The sequence below is a fragment of the Enterococcus sp. AZ084 genome, from assembly GCF_051714905.1.
Classification (GTDB): Bacteria; Bacillota; Bacilli; order Lactobacillales; family Enterococcaceae; genus Enterococcus_B; species Enterococcus_B pernyi.
The window spans coordinates 207,597-227,023 of record NZ_JBIOSS010000001.1 but is presented as its reverse complement, the minus strand read 5'-3'; the positions used below and the strand labels follow the sequence as shown (position 1 = coordinate 227,023).

15 protein-coding genes are annotated in these 19,427 nt (G+C 39.2%); 5 read left to right on the top strand and 10 right to left on the bottom strand.

Going from position 1 to position 19,427, the window contains the following annotated elements; genetic code table 11:
• Window positions 1-3: 3 nt before the first annotated feature.
• The gene (locus IGI79_RS01100; RefSeq protein ID WP_019722421.1) at window positions 4-696 is read left to right on the top strand and encodes a DUF975 family protein; all 693 of its coding nucleotides are present in this window, start codon (window positions 4-6) and stop codon (window positions 694-696) included.
• Between the two features lie 64 nt (window positions 697-760).
• Here the strand turns inward: IGI79_RS01100 and IGI79_RS01095 are convergent, their stop codons facing one another.
• Both IGI79_RS01095 and queA read right to left on the bottom strand, forming a co-directional pair.
• A complete protein-coding gene (locus IGI79_RS01095) occupies window positions 761-3,421 on the bottom strand; it encodes a cation-translocating P-type ATPase (RefSeq protein WP_438845615.1) in 2,661 nt (886 codons plus the stop codon).
• A 572-nt stretch (window positions 3,422-3,993) separates the two neighbouring features.
• Window positions 3,994-5,025, bottom strand: a complete 1,032-nt coding sequence (gene queA, locus IGI79_RS01090) for a tRNA preQ1(34) S-adenosylmethionine ribosyltransferase-isomerase QueA (RefSeq protein WP_010736594.1) — start codon at window positions 5,023-5,025, stop codon at window positions 3,994-3,996.
• A gap of 261 nt (window positions 5,026-5,286) precedes the next feature.
• Between queA and IGI79_RS01085 the strand changes: the two genes are divergently transcribed.
• The 4 genes from IGI79_RS01085 to IGI79_RS01070 are packed head-to-tail and all read left to right on the top strand — an operon-like array spanning window position 5,287 to window position 8,683.
• Window positions 5,287-6,456 (top strand): betaine/proline/choline family ABC transporter ATP-binding protein, encoded by a 1,170-nt coding sequence (locus IGI79_RS01085; protein ID WP_019722423.1) that lies wholly within the window; start codon window positions 5,287-5,289, stop codon window positions 6,454-6,456.
• A gap of 3 nt (window positions 6,457-6,459) precedes the next feature.
• Window positions 6,460-7,101, top strand: coding sequence for an ABC transporter permease (locus IGI79_RS01080; RefSeq protein ID WP_195274139.1), 642 nt, complete (start codon window positions 6,460-6,462; stop codon window positions 7,099-7,101).
• Entirely contained in the window at window positions 7,098-8,015 is a 918-nt protein-coding gene (locus IGI79_RS01075; protein ID WP_023518952.1) for an osmoprotectant ABC transporter substrate-binding protein, read from the top strand. Before IGI79_RS01080 ends, IGI79_RS01075 begins: the two co-directional genes overlap by 4 nt.
• A 5-nt stretch (window positions 8,016-8,020) precedes the next feature.
• Window positions 8,021-8,683 (top strand): ABC transporter permease, encoded by a 663-nt coding sequence (locus IGI79_RS01070; RefSeq protein ID WP_019722425.1) that lies wholly within the window; start codon window positions 8,021-8,023, stop codon window positions 8,681-8,683.
• A 186-nt stretch (window positions 8,684-8,869) separates the two neighbouring features.
• Here the strand turns inward: IGI79_RS01070 and IGI79_RS01065 are convergent, their stop codons facing one another.
• From IGI79_RS01065 to cshA, 8 genes are all read right to left on the bottom strand, one after another.
• Window positions 8,870-9,238 carry a type II toxin-antitoxin system PemK/MazF family toxin gene (locus tag IGI79_RS01065; RefSeq protein WP_438845614.1) on the bottom strand — a complete coding sequence of 123 codons (369 nt, stop codon included), beginning with the start codon at window positions 9,236-9,238 and terminating at the stop codon, window positions 8,870-8,872.
• Window positions 9,238-9,459, bottom strand: a complete 222-nt coding sequence (gene mazE, locus IGI79_RS01060; protein ID WP_019722427.1) for a type II toxin-antitoxin system PemI/MazE family antitoxin — start codon at window positions 9,457-9,459, stop codon at window positions 9,238-9,240. Before mazE ends, IGI79_RS01065 begins: the two co-directional genes overlap by 1 nt.
• 175 nt (window positions 9,460-9,634) lie before the next feature.
• On the bottom strand, window positions 9,635-11,458 hold the full coding sequence (locus tag IGI79_RS01055; protein ID WP_019722428.1) for an APC family permease: 1,824 nt from the start codon (window positions 11,456-11,458) through the stop codon (window positions 9,635-9,637).
• A gap of 300 nt (window positions 11,459-11,758) precedes the next feature.
• Window positions 11,759-14,464 (bottom strand): YhgE/Pip family protein, encoded by a 2,706-nt coding sequence (locus tag IGI79_RS01050; protein ID WP_438845613.1) that lies wholly within the window; start codon window positions 14,462-14,464, stop codon window positions 11,759-11,761.
• A 653-nt stretch (window positions 14,465-15,117) separates the two neighbouring features.
• Entirely contained in the window at window positions 15,118-15,480 is a 363-nt protein-coding gene (locus tag IGI79_RS01045) for a type II toxin-antitoxin system PemK/MazF family toxin (protein ID WP_019722700.1), read from the bottom strand.
• Window positions 15,481-15,490: 10 nt separating this feature from the next.
• Window positions 15,491-16,609, bottom strand: a complete 1,119-nt coding sequence (gene alr, locus IGI79_RS01040) for an alanine racemase (protein WP_438845612.1) — start codon at window positions 16,607-16,609, stop codon at window positions 15,491-15,493.
• 15 nt (window positions 16,610-16,624) lie between these two features.
• Complete coding sequence (acpS, locus tag IGI79_RS01035) at window positions 16,625-16,975, bottom strand: holo-ACP synthase (protein WP_010736606.1); 351 nt, start codon at window positions 16,973-16,975, stop codon at window positions 16,625-16,627.
• Window positions 16,976-17,683: 708 nt separating this feature from the next.
• Window positions 17,684-19,219: a degradosome RNA helicase CshA gene (gene cshA, locus IGI79_RS01030; RefSeq protein WP_066026494.1), complete on the bottom strand. Its 1,536-nt coding sequence runs from the start codon at window positions 19,217-19,219 to the stop codon at window positions 17,684-17,686.
• Between the last annotated feature and the right edge of the window lie 208 nt (window positions 19,220-19,427).

The following is a 19,427-nucleotide window of genomic DNA, read 5'->3' as shown; positions in this document are numbered from 1 at the left end:
AATATGGTATCTTCTGGGGAATTAAAACAACAAGCAAAAGAAAGCTTAAAGGGACGTTGGGGGCAAGCAATTCTATTAAATCTGATTCCAACATTGATCACAATTGCTATTATTCTTATTTTAGCTTTACCTACTGCTTTACTGATTGCAACGATGCAAGACAGTAGCGCAATGCAAGAAATGGTGAGTGGTTCAAGTAGCAGTAGTTCAGGCGGAGGGATCGTTTCTACGATCATCAGTGCATTGTTCATGAGTGGGATTTCTTGGACCTATTTGGACATTATCCGTGGGAAACGAACAACGATCGAACCATTCAAAGATGCTTTCCGCGGTTTTTCAGGCGTATTCTTCGGTGGCGTTCTATTGTTAGCACTAGTGACAACGATTTTCACTACGTTATGGGCATTGCTTTTAGTCATTCCTGGGATCATCAAAGGGTATGCCTATTCTCAAAGTTATTTCATTTACTATGATGTCGTAACAGAAACAGGCGAAAAACCAAAAATCCTTGATACGATCACTGCAAGCCGCAAATTGATGGATGGCTACAAAGGAAAATTATTCTGGTTAGACTTATCGTTTATCGGATGGCACATCTTAGCAATTGCCACAGTCGGTATCGGTTATCTATGGTTGAATCCATACATCACTGCAACTAAAGCTGCTTTTTACGAACAATTACCAAAACAAGTTTAATCAGCTTTTTCACCATAATAAAAAGGATTGGAAAATCTCCAATCCTTTTTTGGTGTTTATTTTTTTACATTTCAGATTCTGGTGCTTCTACTGTCTCCTCCTCATCTGGCAATTGGTGGAACTTGATCAATTCATTGACCCCAATCGGTATAATCGACAAGATTCCTACTAAGAACCAATGATTCAAACTAATATGAACTAACCCAAATAATTCTTGCGTGAATGGTAATAAAGCGACTGCTGACGTGATAAGAAGGGAAAGAATCGCCATTTCCACTAACGATTTATTCGTTGCTAAGTTCACTTTGAAAATCGATTGACTACTACGAACATTAAAGACATGAAGGATCGAAGAGTAAGCCAATACTAGAAATGCAACGGTTTGGCCAACTTCTTGACTAGCATCAACCCAAGGGCTGATCGTATCGACGAAGCTTCCTAAGTAGTAACCAAATAAAGTGACTACCGTAAATATTCCTGCATTGATGGCAATTTTCTTCATTAGACCACGAGCGAAAATCCCTTCATTTTTAGGAATTGGTGCTTCATTCATGATCCCTTCCTCTGCTGGTTCTCTTCCTAGAGCGAAACCAGGTAGTCCATCAGCGACAACGTTTACGAACAACAGTTGAACGGCTGTAAATGGTGCCCCCCAACCAACTAACATCGCAATCAATACGATAAAAATCTCAGAGATATTACAGCTTAATAAGAAGTTGATCGCTTTTCGAATATTTTGATAAACGGAACGTCCTTGGCTAACTGCATCTACGATCGTAGCGAAGTTGTCATCGGTCAAAATCATGTCAGCGGCACTTTGCGCTACATCTGTACCGGTGATCCCCATCGCACATCCAACGTCACTCGCTTTCAATGCTGGCGCATCGTTCACACCATCACCTGTCATTGCGACCACAGCACCTGTTCGTTGCCATGATTTGACGATTCGGATTTTATCTTCTGGGGTTACGCGAGCATAAACGGATAAATCTTTTACTCGATCATCTAATTCTTCATCAGATAACGCACGGAGTTCCGCACCTGAAAGAGCTTCGTTACTATTGGTCAAAATTCCCAATTCTTTGGCAATCGCACTGGCAGTGACGACATGGTCCCCAGTGATCATCACTGTTTTAATACCAGCTTTTTTCGCACGCTTGATAGCGCCTTTACTTTCAGGACGCGGCGGATCGATCATACCGATCAAGCCAATCAAACGTAGATCTTTTTCTAAAGCTTCTGAAGTGATTTCTTGTGGTTTTTCGTCATACGTTCGATAACCTACTGCAATCACACGTAACGCACGTTTCCCAAAACGGTCGTTGACCACTTCTGCTTGTTCAACATCTCCAGACGTAAATTTTGGTGCTAAGACATCAAATGCGCCTTTTGTGATAGAAATATACTTATCACCCATTTTATGGACAGTCGTCATCATTTTTCGATCTGAGTCGAATGGAAGTTCGTCAACTCTTGGGTATTTTTCTTCTAATTCTTCTTTTGTATGATAGTTTTCCTCAACTGCACGTACGATTGCTGCTTCCGTTGGATTACCTTTGACGATCAATTCATCGTCCTCTTTTTCAACCGTCACATCTGTACATAATGCAGCCATTTTTAAAATTTCCATCGCGCTATTTGTCATTGAATCTTCGACATCTGTTACTTCATCTTCTTTACTCCACACACGACGGACGCGCATCCGGTTTTGTGTCAGTGTACCGGTTTTATCCGAACAGATGACATTCGCAGTACCGAGCGTTTCAACAGCTGGCAGCTGACGAATAATCGCATGTTTTTTCGCCATTTTCTGTACACCATAAGCAAGTGTCAATGTAACGATAACAGTTAATGTTTCTGGTACTGCGGCAACAGCTAAGGAAATCGAAGTCATGAACATTTCAAGTAACGGTTCCCCTTGAAGTTCACCAATCAAAAAGACTAAGGCAGCAGCTGCTAATGCAATCACACTGATTCGCTTCCCTAATTGATTCAAACGGACTTGTAGTGGTGTTTTCTGCATTGTATGGTCATTTAATAATCCGGCGATTTTTCCCATTTCGGTCTGCATACCAATCGCTGTGACGATCGCTTTCCCACGACCAGCAGCAACGGTACAACCTTTAAAGACCATGTTCAATTGGTCACCGAGAGAGTCATCTTCTTGACTTATGTAACCTGCGTCTTTTTCGACAGCCTCACTTTCACCGGTTAGAGCTGATTCTTCTACACGTAATTGTGATGTTTCTACTAAGCGAGCATCCGCAGCAATCGCTGATCCTGCTTCTAATACCAGCACATCCCCGACAACTAGATTCTCAGCATCTACTTTTTCTACTTTACCATCTCTGAGGACCGTAGCGGTTTGTTTATTCATATCTTGTAGGGATTCTAATGCTTTTTCTGCATTTCCTTCTTGAACAATCGCTAGAACTGAATTGATGATAACAATCGCAATGATCAAGAGTCCTTCGAATAGGTCTCCATGTTCTGTTGCAAATGCGGTGTAAAATGAAATGACTGCGGCAACTAATAAAACAATTGTGGTAAAATCTGAAAGACTTCGTATAAATTTTTTGAAGAGTGATTCTTTGGAAGCTTCTTCGAATTGATTTTTTCCTTGTTGCCGACTTCGTTCCTTTGCTTCACTCATCGACAACCCTTGATCTATATCTACTTTTGTTTCTTCTGCTATTTCTTCTATTGTTTTTTTGTAACTATCCATCCTATACTCCCTTTCTTTTAAAAATGAACGTTATGTTAAGGTACGATTTTAGTATAACATCATTTTTTTAATCAATTCAACTATATCGCATATATATATGTAGAGAAAAATTTTAAAATAAAGGGCCCTTATCGATTGCAAACGCTACCAAAACGTGGTATGATTTAACCATAAGGAAGGAGGAAAAGACAAATAGATAGAAGAATTTCTCGATAGAGTAGTATAAGCAAACAAAGTTGTTAGAAGTACAAGTTTCACCTTAACGAGCATGTGAAGTAACCATTATAAATAGTGAATGCGTATGACTGTTTGAAACGAAAATCGTTCAAAAAAAGAAGTAGTGGGATACGTAACAATTAAATAACATGAACATCTGAAAATTGAATAGGAACAAGAGATGATTCAACTGTTGAAGATGTAAAGAAAACAAGATTTTTTGTTTATCAAGAAGAAATTCAACACCGTACTTTGCATGTTCTATGGAAAGTTACACTAATTCTATTTATTTGTTTCCTTCCGAAGCACAAAAGCCCCGACTAATCGAGAGTCGGGGTCTTTTTTATCTTAAAAAGTTACTTTACAAACATCGCATCTCCAAAACTGAAGAAACGGTAACGTTCATCGATGGCATGTTGATAAGCTGATAATGTTAATTCTCTACCAGCAAACGCACTGACTAGCATCACTAAAGTGGATTTTGGCAAGTGGAAATTCGTAGAAAAAGCTTCAACTACTTTGAACTCATACCCTGGCGTAATAAAGATATCGGTCCAGCCACTATCTGCTTTGATCTCCCCATCAAATTTCGTACCAATCGTTTCTAATGTGCGGATTGAAGTCGTTCCTACTGCCACGATTTTCCCGCCATTTTGGCGAACTTGATTCAAACGAGTAGCAGCTTCTTCGGTCAAACGATAAAATTCACTGTGCATTTCATGCTCTTCGATTTTATCGACACTCACTGGACGGAAGGTTCCTAGACCGACATGCAGTGTCAAATACACAAGCTCCACGCCTTTTGCTTTGATTTCATCTAATAATTCTGTCGTGAAATGTAAGCCAGCAGTTGGTGCAGCTGCTGAGCCATTTTCTTCTGCATAGACAGTTTGATAGCGATCTGGATCTTCTAAACGTTCTTTGATATAAGGCGGTAACGGCATTTCGCCAAGCGCTTCTAGATTCTCTAAGAAAATCCCCTCATAAGCAAACTCAATGATTCGTCCACCATGATCCAGCTCTTCTTTCACAACTGCTTTTAAACGTCCGTCACCAAAAATGATCTCTGTCCCTACTTTGGCACGTTTGGCTGGTTTGATCAGTGTCTCCCACGTGTCACCTTCTGTATTGGTCAAAAGCAATACTTCTAAGTGGGCACCCGTCTCTACTTTTTCACCGTATAAGCGCGCAGGCAATACGCGTGTATTATTCATCACTAACGCATCACCAGGATTTAATTCCTCAATGATTTCATGGAAATGTTTATCCATCATCTCACCTGTCTTACGGTCAACTACAAGTAATCGGGAATGATCCCGGTCTTTTAATGGTGTTTGGGCAATCAGTTCTTCGGGTAACTCAAAATCGAAATCTTCTGTTGTTAACATATCGTCACTCACTTTCTCTGTTTGGCCCTTTTATTTTACCATTTTATGCCGACAATGCCAAAAAGCAAAAATCTTATCCTTCCATTCATTTATGATTAGTTGCGTTATCTTTTCAGCTATATTTTATTTATAATTTCAAAAAACGCCTACTAGTCTAGTTATTTGTATAGTAAATAAATCATCAAATTTGTATTCCTTAGTTATTTTAGGCATACTATTATAAGAACATTCTTTATGGAAAAGAAAAGAAGAGGTGCAATGATGATCGAATTTCAGAATGTATCAAAAATTTATAAAGGTGGAAAAGTCGCGGTCGAGAACGTCAATATTTCTTTTGAAAAAGGCGAATTCATCTGTTTTATCGGTACAAGTGGGAGCGGAAAAACCACTACGATGCGAATGCTTAACCGCATGACAGACCCGACAGAAGGTCAGATTTTGATTGATGGAAAGTCAATCCAAGAAATCAATCCCGTTGAACTCCGACGACAAATCGGCTATGTGATCCAAAGTATCGGTTTGATGCCTCACATGACGATCCGGGAAAATATCACTCTTGTCCAAAAATTATTGAAGGTCAGCCAAGAAGAACGGAACAAAACAGCAGAGAAAATGATCGACCTGGTGGAACTTCCTCGTGAAATGCTTGATCGTTACCCACATGAATTATCTGGTGGTCAACAGCAGCGTATCGGTGTCGTTCGCGCGTTAGCGGCGAATCAAGACATCATTTTGATGGATGAACCTTTTGGAGCATTAGACCCTATCACAAGAGATTCCTTACAAGATTTAGTCAAGGATCTGCAAGAACGTCTAGGAAAAACCATCGTCTTCGTGACACATGATATGGATGAAGCAATCAAATTATCCAGTCGTATCGCGATCATGAGTGAAGGTAGAGTCATTCAATTTGATACGCCACAAAATATTTTACGCCACCCTGCCAATGAATTTGTCGAAGAATTGATCGGTGAAGATCGCTTACTTCAAGCCAAACCAGATACCACAAAAGTAGGCGAAGTCATGCTGAACCAAGCCATCACGATCACGCCAGAAAAATCATTGCAAGAAGCCATCAAATTGATGCGTGAAAAACGCGTCGATACGCTTTTAGTGACGGATAATTCAAATACCTTAAAAGGATTTATCGATGTTGAAACAATCGATAAGAAACGTGGAAAAGTCTCGAGTGTTGGCGATATCTTGAACAAGGATGTTTTTTATGTAAAACAATCTGCTTATTTACGTGATACTTTACAACGAATCTTAAAACGTGGTTTAAAATATGTGCCAGTAGTTGATGAACAAAATAAAGTCGTTGGTATTTTAACTCGAGCCTCTCTTGTCGACATCGTCTATGACGTGATCTGGGGCGAAGAACCATCGCTTACTGATGCAATTGGTACGCCATCTGAAACAAAGGAGGTTTAACCAATGGCCGAATTTTTTCAACAACATGGCGCTGAGATCCTCTCAAAAAGTCTCGAACATCTCTATATTTCAGCAATTGCATTGGTCATCGGGATTGCCATTGCTGTTCCTTTAGGTGTTCTTTTGACGCGTTTTCCTAAAGTCGCAACGATCGTTATTGGACTGACCAGTGCGTTACAAACAGTCCCTTCTCTTGCCCTATTAGCACTTATGATTCCTTTATTCGGTGTCGGTAAATTGCCTGCAATCATTGCCCTATTTATCTATTCCCTTTTACCTATTTTAAGAAATACCTATATTGGGATGAAAAATGTGGATTGGAATTACCGCGATGTCGCAAAAGGCATGGGGATGACAAATATCCAATCGATTTTTTCTGTCGAATTGCCGATCGCTATGCCGACGATCATGGCAGGTATCCGGTTAGCAGCAGTCTATGTGATTGCATGGGCAACCCTCGCCTCTTACATCGGCGCAGGCGGGCTAGGCGATTTGATTTTTAGCGGTTTGAATAATTATCAACCCGATTTGATTTTCGCTGGAACGATCCCTGTAACGATCTTAGCTTTGCTTGCAGATTTCTTATTAGGACTATTGGAGAATCGGTTAACTCCGATCGCATTGAGGGAGGAGAATGACGAATGAAACGAATCAGAAATAGTGTCGTTCTCGTATTGACCGTCTTATTACTTGCAAGTTGCTCCTTCCCAGGATTGGCAAGTAATACGGATGAAGATACGATTTCTATCACCGGTGGGATCACTTCTGAAGCTCAGATCATTGCCAGTATCGTTGCTGGGATGGTTGAACACTATACGGAAAAAAATACGACGATCATCAATAACTTAGCAACGACGACGATCAATCATCAAGCGATGATGAACGGCGACGCGTCTATTTCTGCCGCTCGCTATACAGGGACGGATTTGACCACTACCCTTAATTTACCGCCTGAGAAAGATCCTGAAAAAGCATTTGATATCGTAAAACGTGAATTTGAAAAAAGGTATGATCAAACCTGGTTCCCTTCTTATGGGTTCGAGAACACCTACGTTTTTCTTGTTCGCAAAGATACTGCGGAAAAATACAATTTAAAGAAAGTCAGTGACTTGAAAAATGTCGCCGATGAACTTGTCGCTGGAGTGGATACTTCCTGGATCAATCGTAAAGGAGATGGCTATGACGGCTTCAAAGAAACATATGGCTTTTCATTTGATTCTATCTTGCCTATGCAGATCGGTCTAGTCTATGACGCTGTAGAAGCTGGGAGAATGGATATCGTTTTAGGTTATTCGACAGACGGTCGTATTGCTAGTTATGATCTAGTCATGCTAGAAGATGACTTGAGTTTTTTCCCACCTTATGACGCTGCACCGGTTGTAGATAATCAACTATTAAAAGATACGCCGGGATTAGCCGAAGCATTAACAAAATTAAGTAATACGATCAGCACTGAAAAAATGCAACAATTGAACTATGAAGCAGACAATAATTTGGTTGAGCCTTCTGTCGTCGCAGAGCGCTTTTTAAAAGAAAACCAATACTTTGGAGGGGAGTGACGATAATGGAAAACATGAATTGGCTTGAACAATTTATTTATTATTTTCAAGAGAATGGTACGTATGTCTTTTCACAGTTCCTACGTCACTTTCTCATTTCGATCTATGGCGTACTTTTTGCAGCAATCGTCGGTATCCCCGTTGGTATTCTCATTTCACGAAAACGTAAGTTAGCCAATTGGGTGATCCGTTTTGCAAATATCATCCAAACGATTCCTTCGTTAGCCATGATCTCGATCTTGATGATCGGGTTAGGTTTAGGAGTAAATGTCGTGATCGTTACAGTTTTCTTATATTCGCTACTACCGATCATCAAGAACACGTACACTGGGATGATCCAAGTCGACAAAAATATCCTTGATGTCGGTAAAGGGATGGGGATGACAGCCAGCCAACGTCTCTTTATGGTAGAACTACCGTTGTCTGTGTCAGTCATTATGGCAGGCATTAGAAATGCTTTGGTCGTTGCCATCGGGATCACCGCCATCGGTGCCTTCGTCGGAGCTGGCGGATTAGGAGACATCATCATTCGTGGGACCAATGCCACAGATGGTACGTCGATCATCTTAGCCGGAGCCTTGCCAACAGCCTTCATGGCAATCATCACCGACTGGGTCTTAGGGATCATCGAACGCCGTTTAGACCCTGCGGCAAAGCATTCAAGATGATGAACATAGAGAATGCATAATTGAACCCAATAGATTTCTATCTTTAAACAATTGAAAACACCGCCAGTTCAAGAAATAAACGCTTGATTTGGTGGTGTTTTTTTACTGAAGTTCAGATTGATAATCATTGACTAAATCTTCTGGTATGTACAGTTCTATATAAACTATAAATAAATGAGTTGCTACTTACTCTGACAATAATGATGAAAAATCAAACACCATATCAATGATTTGTGCCACTTCACCTAACTCAGCTAGAGTGGCTTTCTCTACAAAGCGTACATTTCTCTGCTTTTCCATAAAATCAAATGTTTTGATTTGAAAAGGATTGATATATCCTTGTAGTTTATGACTCTTATCTAATGCAATATAGTTTTTATATTTCGTATCAGTAATTGGACAAACCGCACACATCCCTGTTACTGCATTATAATGGTTCGCACTGACAACAATTGCAGGTCTTCTTTTTTTAATCTCTCTACCTATGCTAGGATTGAAATTAATAATCACGAAATCTCCTTGTTTAGGCGTATAGCCATTAATATTATATACCATTAAATAATTTCCTTTCCTACAAGTGAATCCTCAGGAAATCCAGCACTTGCATTAATTGTTTCATCATTTTCAAATGCTTCATCAAAAATATTTTTTTTCTTTTTTATAAACGTGATTGTATCGTCTTCCCCCTTAACAGCAATGTACTCAACATTCTCTTCTATACCAAATTTAGTAGGCACAGTCAAAACAATCGCATTCCCTTGTTTCCTAGTCTTCATAATTTTCGCCTCCATTCTATCTATTATCATCATACTATAAACAAAAAAATAAATACAACGTGAATACATTTTCGGTTAAATTGAACACCTACTCCAATATCACATAACCATAAAAGACCTTAGAACACCAAAATACTGTTCTAAGGTCAAAGAATTGTCTCTATATCACATGTGCTTATTTTTTCAGATGATAACTATACGTACTTACAACGATATTCTCCCGCCAAGAAAGACGCAAACGTAATCTTAGACTCGTCTGATTATGCAAGATGTTCTGCCATCTGCGATTCGGTACAAATTGTGGAATCAACACTGTCGTCGTGTAATTTTGTTTCGCCGCATTTTTGCTGACTATATCCACATAACGCAAAATCGGATTTTGGATCGATCGATAAGAAGAATGGACGATTGAAAGACGAACATCTGGAAAATGCTTTTTAAATTCTGCTTGGATCTCTTTTTCCTTTTCGATATCCTCATCTAATGAAACGTGCATAGCAACAACATAATCACCGATCGAACGCGCATAATTCAATGCCCCCGTATTTACACGTGTAACATTTCCTACAAGCACCAAGACTGTATTCCCTTCATATTCATGCAAATTCACTTCATCTTCTAAACGGAGCTGTTCCGCTACTTTTTGGTAATGATCATGGATTTTATAGAAGACGAACATGACGATTGGCATGATGATGAAGAACGGCCAAATATCCCCTAAGCGGTAAACAAATAAAATTGCGATGATGGCATAAGAGATAAATGCACCCGTAATATTCGCAATTGATTTCGTCCACCACTTTTTGCCCTCTTTCTTCCATTTGATGACCATTCCTGTTTGCGATAACGCAAAAGGAATAAAGACACCGATCGAATACAATGGAATCAATCGTTCCGTAGAACCATTAAAAATAAACAAGAGCACGATAGAACCTAACGCAAGGGTGATGATCCCGTTCGAATAGCCTAAACGGTCTCCACGATCTTGGTACATATGAGGCATAAATTTATCTTTTGCTAGATTATACGCTAAAACTGGAAAAGCAGAGAAACCTGTATTTGCCGCAACCGCCAAAATCAAGGCTGTCGCAAATTGCAAGATATAATACAAGATCCCATGCCCAAAAACAGCTTGTCCGATTTGGGAAAGAACAGTTACTTCTTTTTCAGGAACGATTCCATACCAATAGTTGATAAACGTGATCCCTACAAAAAAGAAGCCTAAGATCAATGCCATCATCGTCAAAGTCATTGCTGCATTTTTCGCGCGTGGCTTTTTGAAGAACGGTACTGCATTACTGATTGCTTCTACGCCAGTCAATGAAGAAGAACCAGAAGAAAATGCTCGTAAAATCAAGGCTACAGATACTCCAGGAACAACTGCGCCTGGAAGAGCTGTTGCTTGTAATGGTACTGCTCCAGTCACAATATTAAACAAACCAACGACAATCAATAAGGAGATGACGAGAATAAATGTATAGACTGGGAATAGTAAAAACGAAGCTGACTCTCTCAGTCCACGTAAGTTCAACATCATCAACAAGAGGACGATAGTCACTGAAATCGCTACTTGATGCCCATATAGAGCGGGTATAGCAGAAGTAATCGCCTCTGCACCGGCTGAGACGGAAACCGCAACAGTCAGCATATAATCGATCAATAAAGACCCGCCCGAAATCAGTCCAGCATTTTTACCGAGGTTCTCACTACTAACAACGTAAGCCCCACCCCCGTGTGGATATGCGTGAATGATCTGCCGATAAGAAAGAGTTAATGAAATCAATAAAATAATAACAAATGCAGCAATTGGCAATGAATACCAGATCGCAGCAGCAGACAACGCCACTAATACCACAACGATTTGTTCTGTTCCGTACGCAATCGATGACAACGCATCGGAAGATAGTAGTGCTAACGCAGCAAACCTTGTTAATTTATGCTCGTCATTTTCCGCCGACTTCAACGGCTTCCCTACTAACAACCTTTTTAAGTAATCCAATTTCTATGCTCCTTTACACACCTTTTCCCCTACGAATTACAGGTGTCATTTTTTATAGTAAACAAGATGTTATAGTACGCCCTTGACCATTAAATGTCAACAAAATTCGGGAAAAATATCGATAGAAAATCCCCATATTTTTTTAATTCATTTTTAGAGTGATTTCCATAATTAAACCACTTGCTTTCTCTGGTATAGAAAAAAGACGAGCTTAGGAAAATAACGTTATCCTAAACTCGTCTTCACTTAAAAACTGAGACTTAAAACCTTTACGAGAAACGAATAGATGGCATCACGTTTCTAGTGGAAGATTCGACTTTCATGCGCAGCTTCTTTGAATTTCTTCATTTTTTCACTCACAAATGGATAGGATACTGTACCAACGATTCCTACGACAATAAATATGCCGACTAATATCAAAATCGCATGTAGCGCATTTGGCCAATAGATACCACCAGCTGATTCACGTAAGAGGTTGACTGCATGAGTAAATGGCAAGAAAGGATTAATCATTTGGAAAAATTTCCCTGAAACTTGAATTGGATAGTTCCCACCACCACCAGATATGGACAAGACAAGAATAATGATGGCTATCCCTTTGCCGACATTGTCAAACAGTGCTGCTAAAACATAGACGATCATCATAAATGACAAAGCAATCAAAACAGCAAACAGTACACTGTAGACTGGATTCACTACATACACACCAAGCAAGAACATGTTCCCTAAAGTAACGATCAAGCTTTGAGCGATCGCCATCGTCAAGAAGGTCAACATGCGGGCGCCAAACTGTTCCCGTTTTGTATAGTTTTTACGCGCTTTTTTATCTAAATAATAATCTGTTGTAGCGACACTTGAAAGTAAGACCGCACCTACCCACAAACATAGCGCAGTATAGAACGGTGTACTTGCTGATCCATTATTAGGGATTGGATACAACGAATTAGTTTGTAGTTCCACAGGCATCGTAAAGAATTCACTTTCCTTTGTCGCATCTAATTTCAAGAGTTTGATGACTTCCCCAAGATCAACCTCTTCTTCTCCTTTACGGATTGCGTCTGCGGCTTTTTGGATACCCGCTTTGATGTTTGGCCAGTCGTTCGTGATCAAGTCTGCCGCAGCATTCACTGCTGTTTCGACTTCTGGCATTTTATCGTTGACGGTGGTCATTGTGGTATTGATTTCATTTTTGATCGTTGGCCAATCATTTTGGATAAAATCAGCAGCTAAACCAAGTTTCTCTTCTAATACAGGTAAGTCGTTATTGTATAGGTCAGCTCCCTTATTGATTCCATTTACGATCGTTTCCATATTACCGTTTAGCATCGTATTTGCATCATGGACCTCTTGACCGATTGCAGGCATTTCTTTTTGATATTTCTCTAAGATCGCCACCGCATTTGTCACGGTTGCTTTGGTTGAATTTAATAACGAATCAAAGTCGATTTGATCTGCTTTACTCAACGCACCTTGCGCTGTACTGATCGTATCGATCACTTGTGTCAAGATCGATTGAACGGTTGTGCTGACTTCGTCAACATTGATACTATTGATCAAGCCGTTGACAGAATTAGCAGCATCTCTGACTTCTTGTAAAAGTTTCGTAACTTGAGAAACATCCCCAGCCTGAACAGCTTCATTTAATCGTGTTAAACGATTTTGTAAATCAGTTAATACTGGTTTAACACTCTTCAATGTATCAATAATCGGTTGTAGTTTTGTATTACCAGCGTTCGCTTGTAGATCTTCCAAAAATGAAATCAACTTATCCGTTGCTTGTTGTTGTGCTGTAATACCATTGATAAAATTAGTTAACAAGTTATTGATATTTGCTTTTTCTTCATCTGTTAGTTGTCCATCTTCTACAGCTGTTTCGATCGTTTGCGCTAATGAACTAGTCGTCGTTGCTACTTGACCAATCGCGTCTAACGTTGTCTTCACGCTTGTCGTGATACCTGGTACTGCTTCTTTTAATTGTTCAGCGCCCGTTTTGGTATCCGCTGCGAGATTCTTCGCTTGTGATTCTAAATTTTTCACATCAGGTAAGATGTCTTGGACTTGTTGGATGATGGTCAATCCTTGTTTTGCTTCCTCGATTCCTTGATTCATCGTTTCTTCGATTGATGAAAAATCGTTGTCGATTTCAGCAATTTGTCGTCCAGCATCTTGGATCTCTGGGATTTTTTGTTGAAGGTCAAGAATGATTTTGGCTTGTTCCTTTAATTCTGGCATTTTATCGTTCAATTCAACGACCTTTTGTCCCATCTCATCCACTTCTGGGAGATAATCAACAAATTCATTTGCTTTCGCTAATTTGTCTTTGATATCTGGTAGTTGTTTTTGTAGATCAAGTACTTGTTGGGTATAGCCATCGATCGTATCCAAGTTTTCATCTGTGGATAGAATCATTGATTTTACTTTATTGATACTTACTAGGTTTGTATCGATATCGTACCCAATTTCATTAAAGACTTTTAGTAAAGTTTCGCTCGCCGTCCGAATAAATTCACTGGAGATTTGTGATTGGATCGTAGATGCACCTTTATCTGTGATTTTTGGTGCAATGGCATTGATTTTTTCATTGACTGTATATTCAATCTCCGGCTTTTTGATATCGCCACTCGTAAAGCTTAATAAATCCTCCGAGAAATTCTCTGGCAAATAGATACCAGCATAGTATTCCCCAGACCGTACACCATCTTCTAATTCTTTTTTAGAGTCAACGAACTGCCAACCTAAATCTTTATTTTCATGTAATGATTTCAGTACTTCTTTTCCGATGGCGACTTCTTGTCCTTCAAACTCAGCCGGCTTGTCTGCACTATAAACAGCAATCGGTAATTCCCCAGTATTGCCATAAGGGTCCCATAATGCTTTGATATTGAACCAAGCATATAATGAAGGAATGATCATAATTGCGATGATCAAAAGAGTCGCAACAGGATTTTTAAAAATTCGTTTCCAATCAAGTAAATATAAGTTTATTGTATTTTTTATTGATTTCATATTCATCACCTTTTTTTGTTTCAGCTGCATCACTTTATCATGAAAACCATACGATTTTCAATCCTATTTTCAATCAAGCAACTAATTTTTTGACAGTTAAATCAAACTGTCCGAATATTGTCATCTTTTGCTTAACAAATAATTAATCTTCTTTTATCCGCTAGTTCACTACCAAATGTAGCATCCCGATAATTTTTTTATGTGTAGTCACATAAATCTGTTATAAAAAGCTTACCATAGTTTCTAAAAAAATGTCTAAATTGGTTACTCATAAAATTATAATCTTATTTTCAATATATATATATTGTTATTTTATAAACCATATCTTCCGATAGAACTGGAAAATCCGGCAAAACTGAACCACACAAACAAAAAAAGGCACGACAGCCAGAGGTCGGGATCGAAGTGTTTAGCTTCGAGAAATAAGGCACCATCCACGAAAATTATTTTTCAAATTTTTGTGAATGGCGCCTTATTTTTCGAAGAGGTTACTTCTGTTCCCGCCGTTTATTTGGTTTTAGGTGGTGCGAAAGGACGAATGTCCCAGACACGTGAAGTTCCTCTTTTTTGTTGTTGCCAAGCGCTGAATCGCGCAATGATTGACTAAACACACGGTGCTATTTTTTTATGTATAAACGTGCTGTTTTTGTCTTTTATTTTGAAACTGGGACAAGCGCTTCGATACCAACACTGATTTTCAATGCACGATCGACATCTAACATGATCGATCGTTCTAAATGACAGACTTTTTCTTTTAGTCTAGATTTATCAATCGTTCTGATTTGTTCAAGTAAAATGACTGAGTCTCTTTCGATCCCTGTTCCGGTCGCTTTGATTCCTATATGTGTGGGCAATTTAGGTTTTGCCATTTTCGCAGTGATTGCTGCTACGATGACCGTTGGACTAAAATGATTACCTAAATTGTTCTGAATCACTAAGACCGGTCTTGTCCCACCTTGTTCTGATCCTACCACCGGAGAAAGATCAGCAAAATAAATATCTCCTCTTTTTACCATACGCCTCTCCTCACTCTTGATATTCTCTAGGTATACGGGGCCCTAGCACACATGCGACTTCGTAATGGATCGTACCCAATTGATCTGCTACATCTTGCATGGTGATTTTAGCCTGTTGATTTTTTCCGATCAACGTAACTTTGGTTCCTACTGGCATTTGATAGGGTAGACGGATCATCAATTGATCCATACATACACGACCAATGATTTCACAATAATTCCCCTCCACTAATAATGAGAAACCTTGCATTTTCCGTAACCAACCATCTGCGTAACCGATTGGTACAGTTCCGATCCATTCTGAAGCTGAAGTCGTATAGGTTTTTCCATAACCTACACCTTCTCCTGCTGGCAACTCTTTCACTTGGATCAATTCAGATACAAGTTCAAGCGCTGGTTGTAGGGGATACACTTCCGCTAACGCGTGACCGGATGGATTCAAGCCATACATTGCTACCCCATAGCGGATCATATTGCCTGTAGCTTTTTCGTGCCATAATGCAGTAGCACTATTACTGCTGTGGACATATCTTGGTAAAGTAGGTAGACTTTCGATGATCTCACTGAATTTTTGGTTCTGCTGTTCCCAATAGGTGGTATCTGCTTGATCTGCTGTAGAAAAATGAGTATAGATCCCTTCCCATTCTAAATTGGGACTATCCTGGATGATTTCCACTGCCTCATTCACTTCTGCACTATTGAGAAAGCCAATTCTTCCCATTCCGGTATCGACTTTCAAATGCAATTTCAATAAATATTCTAGATGTCGTTCTGCTATATAAGTAGCCGCAGCTTCCAACCATTCTTTTGTTCCCGCAGTAATAGATAGATCGTGGATGACTGCAAGTGTCAACGCATCGATCGGAACCATATTCAATACAAGAATAGGTTGTATGAAACCTGCCTCTCTCAGCTCGATTCCCTCATCTAAAGTAGCTACGCAAAAACCAGAAGCTCCACCTTTTTTTGCAGCTTCTGCTGTTTCGATTGCTCCATGACCGTAACCATCTGCTTTGACAACAGCAAACAATTCTTTCCCATTCAATCGAGCTATTTCATTTGCTACATTTTCTGTAATTGCCTGTTTATGTACAATTGCTTTTGTCGGACGATGCCAAGCAATAACCATTGTTCTTCCTTCTTTCTAGTCTTCTAAAATAATCTGTGCAAAAGCTAACTCGTCTGTATGTGTGATGCTGACCCAGACTGCTCCTTCATGTGGAGATTTCGTTACAATTGGTTGTCCTGATCCATTTTTTAAAATTTCGATCTCTTGAAAGGTAACTTTACCGATCCCTGTTCCCCAAGCCTTTGAAAAAGCTTCTTTACATGCATAACGACCGCCTAAAAACTCAACCTGACGATGAAATGGCAGCAAACGAAACATTTCGATTTCACTTGGTGTCAGTACACGATCAATAAAGTTTTGCTTTTCTTTAATGATCTTAGCAATCCTCGACAGTTCAACTGCATCAATCCCAATCCCTTTTATCATACACGATTCTCTTTTCAAAAAATTTTAGAACACTCTAATTCTACCAAATTTTAGACAATTTACCACCAATAAGTCTAGAAATAACAAAAATGAAAGTTGTTTCCTAGTGAAAACCCCTATCTCCATTTTCTCTAATAAAAAGCCATTGAGAATTGATTGATAAAAATCTCTGATACTAAAAAAACAGCTCCAGTCACTTCGCTTCTTTTTTTACGAATGTTTTTCAAAAAAATAAGTCTTACAATTCGAAAAACAGCTGATATATAAATCATTTTCCGCCTTGTTTGTTTATAAAATCATTTTATTGGTATTAATTCTAATTTACCATGGATCACACATAAAAAAAGAAATTATTTTTACTTAATAAACAAAAAAAACAAAAATTTGTTGCTATATCCTTAAAAAGCTAAATATTTTATTTTTTTAAATAACATTTTTGTTAAAGTTATCTAAATTACCTACTAAAAAGAGGAACTACGTTAAATTTATACTTAATACTCTTAGACTTCCCATTATTAGTAGGTTTTTACCCTATGATCTCTACTTCTTTATGTAATGAAAGAGAGAGTATGTTTGTTTTTTCATTATCTATCATTGCCAAATAAACAATACAAAATAAGCCCGCCAAGGCCAAAAATAGGTAAGCTATTTTTGGATCTGACGGGCTTATTCGGATGGTCCTTCTAAGACCACCACTTTACATGTGGATTAGTCGTTGTTCGTGCGGATCACGAAACCACGTTTTTTGTCGTTTGTGCGTTTTCCACCATTGTCTTTTTGTTTGTTATGGTTTTTGCTGTAGCTACCGCTACCTTTTGAATTTTTGTTGCCACGGTAGTTGCCATTATCACGACGATTACGGTTGTTTCCGCCGCCACTTCCGCCACCACGTTTACCATTTTTGTTGTAGCCTTTTTTCTGCATAGGCAATGGACGTTCTGGTGTGATTTTTACTGGTGTTGCATCTGATGGATCTTTGGCTGTTGTTTTCAATAATAAAGCGACTAAATCTTGAGCAGAGTATTCTTCCAATAATTTATCCGCAGTTTGCAGATATTTATCTAAGCCATTCTCTTCAAGTTTTTCTTCGATTTGTTCAATAGCAGCGCCTAGTTGTCCTTTGAATGCTTCTTTTTCAGTCGGTGGACGTAAAGTTGTCATACGTTTTTTCGTTAAGTTTTCAATAACATGTAAGTAACCCATTTCGTTTGGTGTAACGAAAGTTACTGACATACCACCTTTACCTGCACGACCAGTACGACCGATACGGTGAACATAGCTTTCTGGGTCTTGTGGGATATCATAGTTGTATACATGAGTAACTCCTGAGATATCTAAACCACGTGCAGCTACGTCTGTAGCAACTAAAATATCTAAATGTCCACTCTTGAATGAACGTAATACGCTCATACGTTTTTGTTGGGAAAGGTCGCCATGTATACCTTCTGCACGATAGCCACGAGCTTCTAAGCCACGAGCTAATTCATCGACACGACGTTTTGTACGTCCAAAGACGATCGTTAATTCTGGTGATTGTACATCGAGCAAGCGAGTCATCACATCGAATTTTTCGTATTCTTTTGCGCGTACATAGTATTGATCGATCAAGTCAGCAGTCATTTCTTTGGTTTTGATTTTCACGTGAGTTGGATCTTTCATGAATTTCACACCAATATTTTTGATTGCTGGTGGCATTGTCGCTGAGAACAATAGTGTTTGACGTTGGTCTGGTACTTTAGAGATAATACTTTCGATATCTTCCAAGAAGCCCATGTTCAACATTTCGTCTGCTTCATCTAATACTAATGTTTCAACTGTTCCAAGTTTCAATGTGTGACGGTTGATATGGTCTAACATACGACCCGGTGTACCAACGACGATATGTGGACGGTCTTTCAATCCACGGATTTGGCGACCAATATCGGCACCGCCATAGACAGCTTGGACACGAACACGTTTGTCACGTCCTAAACGATACAGTTCTTCTTGTGTTTGGATCGCTAATTCACGTGTTGGTGCAATAACCAATCCTTGTAGTTCTTGACGATTTGCATCGATTTTCTCTAACATCGGTAAGCCAAACGCAGCAGTTTTACCTGTTCCTGTTTGTGCTTGTCCAATCACATCTTTGCCTTCCAAGGCAAGTGGGATCGTTTCTGATTGGATCGGTGTCGCTTCTTCAAATCCTGCACGTTCTACTGATTTTAATAATTCTGGTGATAATTCTAGTTCTTTAAATTTCAAATGAATCCTCCTATATGGTTGTTAACTGAGGATGTAGCTATAGTTTGCTACCCCGTCTTTTGTTCGGTCAAAGTGTCTGTTGCTTTTTTGACAGTGGCCACGCACGTTTCCCATCCATTCTTAGCCCCTGTGGCACCACCGAAAAATCACTTTGCGAAGTTTAGGCATTAGAAAAGCCAAACGGGTCGCGTTCAGCTTTATCATTGTT

What these genes read in the sequence shown, in the direction of transcription:
- queA (WP_010736594.1), bottom strand. Translation starts at nt 5,025, where the DNA reads ATGTTAACAACAGAAGATTTCGATTTTGAGTTACCCGAAGAACTGATT.
- IGI79_RS01100 (WP_019722421.1), top strand. Translation starts at nt 4, where the DNA reads ATGGTATCTTCTGGGGAATTAAAACAACAAGCAAAAGAAAGCTTAAAG.
- IGI79_RS01050 (WP_438845613.1), bottom strand. Translation starts at nt 14,464, where the DNA reads ATGAAATCAATAAAAAATACAATAAACTTATATTTACTTGATTGGAAA.
- IGI79_RS01065 (WP_438845614.1), bottom strand. Translation starts at nt 9,238, where the DNA reads ATGGTATATAATATTAATGGCTATACGCCTAAACAAGGAGATTTCGTG.
- IGI79_RS01080 (WP_195274139.1), top strand. Translation starts at nt 6,460, where the DNA reads ATGGCCGAATTTTTTCAACAACATGGCGCTGAGATCCTCTCAAAAAGT.
- IGI79_RS01085 (WP_019722423.1), top strand. Translation starts at nt 5,287, where the DNA reads ATGATCGAATTTCAGAATGTATCAAAAATTTATAAAGGTGGAAAAGTC.
- IGI79_RS01095 (WP_438845615.1), bottom strand. Translation starts at nt 3,421, where the DNA reads ATGGATAGTTACAAAAAAACAATAGAAGAAATAGCAGAAGAAACAAAA.
- acpS (WP_010736606.1), bottom strand. Translation starts at nt 16,975, where the DNA reads ATGATAAAAGGGATTGGGATTGATGCAGTTGAACTGTCGAGGATTGCT.
- IGI79_RS01075 (WP_023518952.1), top strand. Translation starts at nt 7,098, where the DNA reads ATGAAACGAATCAGAAATAGTGTCGTTCTCGTATTGACCGTCTTATTA.
- mazE (WP_019722427.1), bottom strand. Translation starts at nt 9,459, where the DNA reads ATGAAGACTAGGAAACAAGGGAATGCGATTGTTTTGACTGTGCCTACT.
- alr (WP_438845612.1), bottom strand. Translation starts at nt 16,609, where the DNA reads ATGGTTATTGCTTGGCATCGTCCGACAAAAGCAATTGTACATAAACAG.
- IGI79_RS01070 (WP_019722425.1), top strand. Translation starts at nt 8,021, where the DNA reads ATGGAAAACATGAATTGGCTTGAACAATTTATTTATTATTTTCAAGAG.
- IGI79_RS01045 (WP_019722700.1), bottom strand. Translation starts at nt 15,480, where the DNA reads ATGGTAAAAAGAGGAGATATTTATTTTGCTGATCTTTCTCCGGTGGTA.